The 7766-nt window shown below is 50.0% G+C and carries 8 protein-coding genes, 4 tRNA genes and 1 rRNA gene (1 of these 13 only partly in view); all 13 read right to left on the bottom strand.

Features of this window, described 5'->3' with window-relative positions; translation table 11 throughout:
* Positions 1-158 precede the first annotated feature (158 nt).
* Complete coding sequence (locus JNE38_RS27960) at positions 159-347, bottom strand: H-type small acid-soluble spore protein (protein WP_203354300.1); 189 nt, start codon at positions 345-347, stop codon at positions 159-161.
* 13 nt (positions 348-360) lie between these two features.
* Positions 361-546, bottom strand: coding sequence for a hypothetical protein (locus tag JNE38_RS27965; protein ID WP_203354301.1), 186 nt, complete (start codon positions 544-546; stop codon positions 361-363).
* 153 nt (positions 547-699) lie between these two features.
* Positions 700-957, bottom strand: coding sequence for an HPr family phosphocarrier protein (locus tag JNE38_RS27970; protein ID WP_203354302.1), 258 nt, complete (start codon positions 955-957; stop codon positions 700-702).
* Between the two features lie 50 nt (positions 958-1007).
* Entirely contained in the window at positions 1008-1955 is a 948-nt protein-coding gene (gene whiA, locus JNE38_RS27975; RefSeq protein WP_203354303.1) for a DNA-binding protein WhiA, read from the bottom strand.
* A gap of 6 nt (positions 1956-1961) precedes the next feature.
* Positions 1962-2972, bottom strand: a complete 1011-nt coding sequence (locus JNE38_RS27980) for a gluconeogenesis factor YvcK family protein (RefSeq protein WP_203354304.1) — start codon at positions 2970-2972, stop codon at positions 1962-1964.
* An 88-nt stretch (positions 2973-3060) separates the two neighbouring features.
* Complete coding sequence (gene rapZ, locus JNE38_RS27985) at positions 3061-3933, bottom strand: RNase adapter RapZ (protein WP_428993744.1); 873 nt, start codon at positions 3931-3933, stop codon at positions 3061-3063.
* Positions 3934-4165: 232 nt separating this feature from the next.
* Complete coding sequence (gene trxB / locus JNE38_RS27990; RefSeq protein ID WP_203354306.1) at positions 4166-5125, bottom strand: thioredoxin-disulfide reductase; 960 nt, start codon at positions 5123-5125, stop codon at positions 4166-4168.
* 67 nt (positions 5126-5192) lie between these two features.
* Positions 5193-6836 (bottom strand): tetratricopeptide repeat protein, encoded by a 1644-nt coding sequence (locus JNE38_RS27995; protein ID WP_203354307.1) that lies wholly within the window; start codon positions 6834-6836, stop codon positions 5193-5195.
* Positions 6837-6984: 148 nt separating this feature from the next.
* A tRNA-Gly gene (locus JNE38_RS28000) sits at positions 6985-7060 on the bottom strand.
* A 38-nt stretch (positions 7061-7098) separates the two neighbouring features.
* Positions 7099-7174: transfer RNA gene (locus JNE38_RS28005), tRNA-Lys, on the bottom strand.
* Positions 7175-7179: 5 nt separating this feature from the next.
* A tRNA-Phe gene (locus JNE38_RS28010) sits at positions 7180-7255 on the bottom strand.
* A 34-nt stretch (positions 7256-7289) separates the two neighbouring features.
* A tRNA-Asp gene (locus JNE38_RS28015) sits at positions 7290-7366 on the bottom strand.
* Positions 7367-7431: 65 nt separating this feature from the next.
* Positions 7432-7766 (bottom strand): 23S ribosomal RNA (locus tag JNE38_RS28020); it runs 2592 nt beyond the window's last position.

Genomic DNA, 7766 nt, shown 5'->3' on the forward strand with positions numbered 1-7766 from the left:
CATGACGGACCCTCCCCCGATATGTCTGTGCTTTCTACTGATTATAGGAAATCATGATTTTCACCGTCAATCGGGGTTTTTCTTCTTTCAGGATGTGAACATGAAAAAACCGAGTGATCATGGGACATGCCCCGCTGTTCACCCGGCCTGGTCTGCTGTTACTGATCTCGCCTTTCCTCCAGCTGCCCCACTTCTACCCGCAAGCTGCTGGCAGGATTTCTTTCCGTATGGATGCGAGCCGTTTGCGTGGACTCATCCAACTCGTCGATCCACACGGAATCGCCCTTGTAATGGACCACGATTTTTTCATCGGAGCGAACAATCTCCTGTGCACGTGTCAAATCCATCCTGCTACCCTCCTCAATCCTCTTCCTCTTCGCTCGCCTGTTCAGCGTTACTTGCGCCCGTCATCGTATGGACAGTCGATTCTTCAATCAGCCCGTTTTGATCAGACACCTGTCCACCACCCAGACCTTCGTTCACCATGCGGTCGATATCCATGTCGTAAGCGTCACGACCTTCGTACACATTATCGCGAATGCTCATGTCATTTCCTCCATTCCTTGTGGCGACTCTTGGCGCCTTTTACATTGATTAGAAATGCCCCTTTCGCCTCCAAATCATGCACCCGACCGCCGCGGCATTATACAAAAAAGACACCTTCCTGTAGAGGAAAGTGTCTTGGTGGTACGTTCTGATCTATTCTTCCTTGCTGACCAGCTTGGCAAGACTTGCTACTGCCTGGGAGGCATCCGGCCCTTCCGCCAAAATGGTTATTTCCGTTCCAGAACTGATGGCGAGGCTCATGATACCCATGATGCTTTTCGCGTTTACTTTTTTGTTTTCTTTTTCCACGAATACTTCAGAAGCAAAACGGTTGGCCTCTTGTACAAAAAAGGCTGCCGGACGTGCCTGCAAACCGGTTTTCAATTGCACCACAACCTGCTGTTGAACCATGAATGGACCTCCTTACTCTAGAGACTATTATCCCTTAGTATATCATGCATCTACATCGAAATATTTTGTTTTTCTCGTAATTTGTCAGCGATTTCGTTAATTTTTCGCAGGCGGTGATTGACTCCTGATTTGCTGACAACTCCGCTCGGCAGCATTTCCCCCAATTCCTTCAGGTTAATATCGGGATGGGCTACCCTGAGCTCAGCGACTTCGCGCAAACGCTTTGGCAGGTTTTCAAGACCCATTTCCTGATCAATGAGCTGGATATTTTCCAGCTGCTGCGTAGCTGCGTTCACCGTCTTGTTGATGTTTGCGATTTCACAATTGTGCAGACGGTTTACTGAGTTGCGCATATCCTTGACGATTCGTACGTCCTCGAAATAGAGCAAGGCCTGGTGAGCTCCAATCAAACTCAGGAACTCGGTAATCTTTTCGCCTTCTTTAATGTAGAGAACATACCCTTTTTTCCGCTCGATGCACTTGGCATTTAGTTTATACCGATTGGCGATCTTGGTCAATGCCTCACAAAAATCCTGATAGGCCGTAAAAATCTCCAGGTGATAGCTGGAGGCCTCCGGGTGATTGACAGAGCCGCCTGCCAAAAAGGCGCCGCGCAGATAAGCGCCACGGCAGCACGATTTTTTTACGATGTCGGGAGCAACCCCGGATATGAACGAGAGGTTTTGATCCATGATCCCCAAATCTTGCAAGATTTCATTGGCTTTATTGGGAATTCTCACGATGTACACGTTGTTTTTCTTCAACCGCATTTTCTTCCGGACCAAAAGTTCGGCGTGAATCTGGAACAGCCTTTTAATCAAGGTGTAAATCCGTCTCGCAATCGCCGCGTTTTCCGTAGTGACATCGAGTACTAGCCGCCCGGCTCCGAACTGCAGGCTGCCATTCATGCGGATCAAGGCAGACAGCTCTGCTTTACTGCAACAGTCAGCGCCCTCCTGCATGGTTAATTCTTTTTTGGTCTGCGCGGCGAATGACATCGACCTTCACTCCTTCTCTATCTTCAGCACCTTTCGCCTGCGCTTGATCAGCGCCACCACCTGCTTGCTAACGGCAAGGGCGTCGTGACGCAGGTAACCGTCCTCAAACGTGACCAACGGCTTTGCGACAACGTGTAGACCGAGCTGTCGCAGCTTTTTCAAGTCACAAGGGACAGGAGCTGCTCCCTTTTCCGCGTACTTCTCCAGTACGTGACCAGGCAGCTCTGCTGAATTGACAATGATCGTATCTAAAAATGGTTCATTCACGTGCTCATACATCACGTTCACATGTCGTGACGCGGTAAATCCGTCCGTCTCTCCCGGCTGTGTCATGACGTTGCAAATGTAGAATTTTGGCGCTGCGGAGCTTTTGATCGCTTCAAACAGCCCACGAACCAACAAATTGGGCAGGATGCTCGTATACAAGCTGCCTGGTCCAATCAAGATGGCATCTGCTTCTGCAATTGCCGCCAATGCATCTGAGAGCGGCACGGCATCTTCAGGGTCGAGAAACACACGCTTGATTTCTTTTCCTGTCAACGGAATTTGCGATTCTCCCATGACGAGAGAGCCATCCGTCATTTCTGCTACCAGCCGAATAGACTGCGTAGAAGCTGGCAGCACATCCCCCCGAACAGCTAAAACGCCGCTGAGCGTCTTGACGGCCGTGACAAAATCCCCTGTTATTTCGTTCATCGCTGCAAGTAGTAGATTCCCCAAATTATGTCCAGCTAATCCAGTTCCTGTAGAAAAACGATACTGCATCACTTTTTCCATCAGAGGCTCTGTATCAGCCAACGCTGTCAAGACATTGCGAATATCCCCGGGAGGGAGCATATCCATTTCCTCGCGCAGTCGTCCAGAGCTTCCCCCGTCATCCGCCACTGTAACGATCGCGGTAATGTGCACAGGCTCGTGCTTCAACCCACGTAACAAAACGGACAGTCCCGTTCCTCCGCCGATCACGACTAGACGCAACTGTCTTGCTTGCAGCCTCCCCATACCCTTAGTCGGCATATTTCACCTCATTATCCCCTATTGCACAAAAACACGCGGACTGGCTTTATAGGAAGCGGTCTCCCTTTATCTTCCTGCCATCCTATGCTCACTTGTTCTTTTCCATGTCACGATGGCTGACGCGCACCGTAAAATCTTTTCCGAAGGTTTCACCCAAATGCTCGGCAATCGCAACGGACCGGTGTTTACCGCCCGTGCAGCCAATCCCGATTACCAGCTGGCTTTTGCCCTCGCGCTGGTAATGCGGCAGCGTGTAGGACAAGAAGTCGGTCAACTTCACGATGAAGTCTTGTGTTTCCTTGTGCTTCATGACGTACTCCGCCACTTCCGGATCACAGCCGGTCTTGGGTCGGAGGTCTTCCACATAGTGCGGGTTCGGCAAAAACCGCACGTCAAACATCAGATCGGCATCAATAGGCGTGCCGTATTTAAAACCGAAAGACAGTACGTTGATGGTAAGCGGTGAGCCCTGCTGCCCGTACTGGCTGATGATTTTTTCCCGGAGCTGAGCCGGCTTCATCTGACTCGTATCAATGATCTGATGCGCCCATCCCTTCATTTCCTGCAGCAAGCGGCGCTCAGCATGAATTCCTTCCAAAGGTGAACCGTTTGGCGATAATGGATGGCGACGACGCGTTTCCTTGTAACGGGACACCAAGGTCGTATCACTCGCATCGAGATAAAGAATATGGTACGAAAGTCCGCTCATTTGGTTCAGACTTTCGATTGTGACTGACAAGCTCTCAAAGAACTCGCGCCCCCGTAAGTCGATCACCAATGCAACCCGCTCTATGCTGCCACCGGACTGTTTGACCAGTTCAGCAAATTTGGGAATCAGCACCGGCGGCAGGTTATCTACGCAAAAATAACCTAAATCCTCCAAGCTCTGTACAGCAACTGTCTTTCCTGCACCTGACATCCCAGTAATGATTAGCAGATTAATGGCCTTGTCGTTTCCCATTTCCGTCACACAACTCGCCTCCTACGATTCTGACAATAGCATACCATATTGACTGACTGATTCGCACCTTTTTGGATGCTTCCCCGCTTTTTCCATCAAATGTACAAGCATCTTTAGACAAAAAAGATGCGCGACTGAATACCAGCCACGCAACAATTGTTTATATAGATAAGGGGGTCAATTCATTGTCTTTATGATAACTCCCAAATATTTCACCTATGTTACAACCAGGTTAAGAGATTGTGACATTTTGTTCCTTTAACGCTTCATTGAGTTCTTCCACGAAGTGCTGAGCGGATTGAGCTGCGATCGATCCATCGCCAGTAGCCGTTACGACTTGGCGCAGCATTTTTTCGCGAACGTCCCCTGCTGCGAATACACCTTTTACTTTGGTGTACATTTTTTCATCAGTCAACACATAACCTGCTTCGTTTGTGATTCCCAGTGAACGAACGCTTTCAGTCAGTGGATCCATCCCTACATAGATGAATACGCCATCTGTAGAAAACTCTCTTTGCTCACCCGTTTTGGTGTTTTCCAGCAGCACGGATTGGACTTTGCCTTCTCCGCGGATTTCTTTTACTGCCGTATCCCAGATCACTTCGATTTTTTCGTTTTCAAATGCGCGTTTTTGCAGGATTTTTTGAGCACGGAACTGATCACGACGGTGAACGATGGTGACTTTGGAAGCAAAACGTGTCAAAAACACGGCTTCTTCTACAGCGGAGTCACCGCCACCTACCACTACCAGCTCTTTGTTGCGGAAAAAGGCACCGTCACACACAGCGCAATAGGATACGCCGCGGCCGGACAGTTCTTTTTCGCCAGGTACGCCAAGCAGACGATGCTCAGCTCCAGTCGCGACGATTACGGATTTCGCCAGATACTCCTTGTCGCCGGAAATAACGCGTTTGTAAGGAGCCTCGTCACGGATTTCCTTGATTTCACCGTAAGCGTATTCCGCTCCGAACGCCTGTGCATGCTCGAACATTTTAGTGGAGAGGTCAGGACCCAGAATCGTTGTGAAGCCTGGGTAGTTCTCGATCTCCTCTGTATTGGCCATTTGACCGCCAGGGATTCCTCGCTCCAGCATCAGCGTGCTCATGTTCGCACGAGAGGTGTATACAGCAGCCGTCATACCGGCAGGGCCAGCTCCGGCGATAATCACGTCATAGATTTTTTGTTCACTCATATAGGATGCCTCCTTAATCAAGCAGCTTTGTCTTTTGTCTTGTTTAAACTAATTATAATGTAATAATCTATTTAAAATCAAGCATCGACAATACTTTGACGCACTTTGCGACAGTAGAGACGGATACACCGTATTTTTGAGCCAGGAACGCCTGTGACTGCTTTTGCTGACTCACTGTTCCGTATACATATTCTAATGCTGCGACCCATGCTAATGCTTTCCGCACTTGTACATGGCTTTGCGCGTTCTCCTGGTGCTCTTGCCAGAACTGGAGGCACCATTTGCCTGCCGCAACCTGTCCATCCTCAACTAGGAAGCGCTGAATGCCTTCCTCTACAGTCGCATGGTTCCATTCATCAAAGGACTCGCTATCCCCGGACTTTGGCGCATGCTCCGGCATCGCAGCCCCCATATCCGCCAGTGCGAGCAGAGCCAGCTTTTGCAGCTGCGGATTGTCCGTCGAATCGTAAAACTGGCGGACGGCTGTTTCCGCTTCGTCGTCCCCGATCAAGGACAAGGTCTGCAAAACTGCGAATTTCACTTCGTCCCGTCCGTGCTGCAGAGCCCACAGCAGGGACGCGCGAATCATGGGGTCTGTCTTGAAATTCTCTACCCCTGTGAATGAGGCTTGCTCCCATGAGACCTCTTTTTGCGGTGGATTGTACTGATAAGGGATTGGTTTTATATTTTCCCCTTCTTGTTCGCTTTTTACCATTTGGATATACTGGTCAGCCACACCTGCATCCGGATCCAATTGCTTGGCCTTTTGCCACCACCTGAGGGCTTGATCTTTCCTGCCGCTTAAATAGGCAGAGATGGCAGCGTAATGGTACGTGCATGCCTCGTGTGGACGACCCGACTTGAGCATTCGGAGATAATGGAAGTAGGCTTCCTCGTGTTGTCCCAAGACCCCCATCGTTGTCGCCAGCTTGTAGGTGTTTTCCGGATGGAAAGGGACGACCTTTTTCAGCATGTCGATCAGAGTGATCAGTTCGGTTGTGTGGTTGTGGTGCGAAAGCAGAACCGCAAGATTGCACAGGGCATGCAGATTGCCGTTCTCCATCTCCAGCGTCTTCTCGATGGTATTCATGGATTGTTGAAAATCCCCTACATAATAGTAGGCGAGCGAAAGGTTGTTCCAGGCAGGAAGGAAGGACGGATCAGCTTCCACGATTTCCTTTAATATGTCCAGTGCTTCCAAAAAACGTCCTTCTTCCAGACTGCGTCTTGCGCGTTCATGCTTGCTGTAGACGTCTTCGTTTTCACTCGGCTGAAAATGCCGCGGGGGCATGTCGAGCTCGAAGTAAATGTAATCCAGCAGCTCTTCCGCATCCTCACGATAAGGACCGTTCCCCTCTTCTTGCAGGTAACGAACCGCCATTTCCTCTGCCATCTGGTAATCTTCCAGGTTGGCGTAGTTGTTTGCCATGTAGAAGTACACTTCTGACATGGACGTATCCCATTTTTCTATAACCTCATAGAGGACGTCATTCGATGCTTCAAACTGCCCCGTCTCCGCGAGCGCACTCGCCAAGTGGCAGTGACATTCAGCGTTGGTGGGCTCGAGCTCAATCGCACGGCGAAAGGAGCGCAATGCCTTTTCATAGTCATACCGATTTAAAAAGCGCGTGCCGCGATCCACAAAAAATGCGGCATCTTGCTTAAAATCCACGACGGTTGTTTTCTTTAAACTACTTTTGTTATGTTTCATAGAACCTCCAACATCGTAGGAGAAGCACTCCAAGTATCGTACCAGATGCGCTCGCGCCCTACAAGCTGACTCGTCTTGTAAGTGTTCTGTGCCTAAAAGCAGGAAAACACCACTTGCTATGGAGCCAGTGGTGTTTACAGACAATAAATGGAGCGGACGAAGGGTCTCGAACCCTCGACCTTCGCCTTGGCAAGGCGACGCTCTACCAATTGAGCTACGTCCGCATGTGGTAACAAATTCTCTTTTCTGTTGTTGTAAAAACTGGTGAGCCATGAAGGACTCGAACCTTCGACCCTCTGATTAAAAGTCAGATGCTCTACCAACTGAGCTAATGGCTCGTACATGGTGGCTCGGGACGGAATCGAACCGCCGACACGAGGATTTTCAGTCCTCTGCTCTACCGACTGAGCTACCGAGCCAAACTTATTTGATTCGCCATTCCCGAAAAGAAAATGGCGGAGCTGACGGGACTCGAACCCGCGACCTCCGGTGTGACAGACCGGCGTGAACTCCAACTTCACCACAGCTCCATTTGAAAGGATCCTGACTATTGTCATTCCTTCAAAACTGAATACGCATGTTTGCTAAAGAATGTGTGGATAAGTCCTCGACCGATTAGTATTCGTCAGCTCCACGTGTTACCACGCTTCCACACCGAACCTATCAACCTCATCGTCTATGAGGGGTCTTACCAGCTTGCGCTGTGGGAAGTCTCATCTTGGAGGGGGCTTCACGCTTAGATGCTTTCAGCGCTTATCCCGTCCGCACATAGCTACCCAGCTGTGCCACTGGCGTGACAACTGGTGCACCAGCGGTGCGTCCATCCCGGTCCTCTCGTACTAAGGACAGCTCTCCTCAAACTTCCTACGCCCGCGACAGATAGGGACCGAACTGTCTCACGACGTTCTGAACCCAGCTCGCGTACCGCTT

Source organism: Brevibacillus choshinensis, assembly GCF_016811915.1.
Lineage (GTDB): Bacteria > Bacillota > Bacilli > Brevibacillales > Brevibacillaceae > Brevibacillus > Brevibacillus choshinensis_A.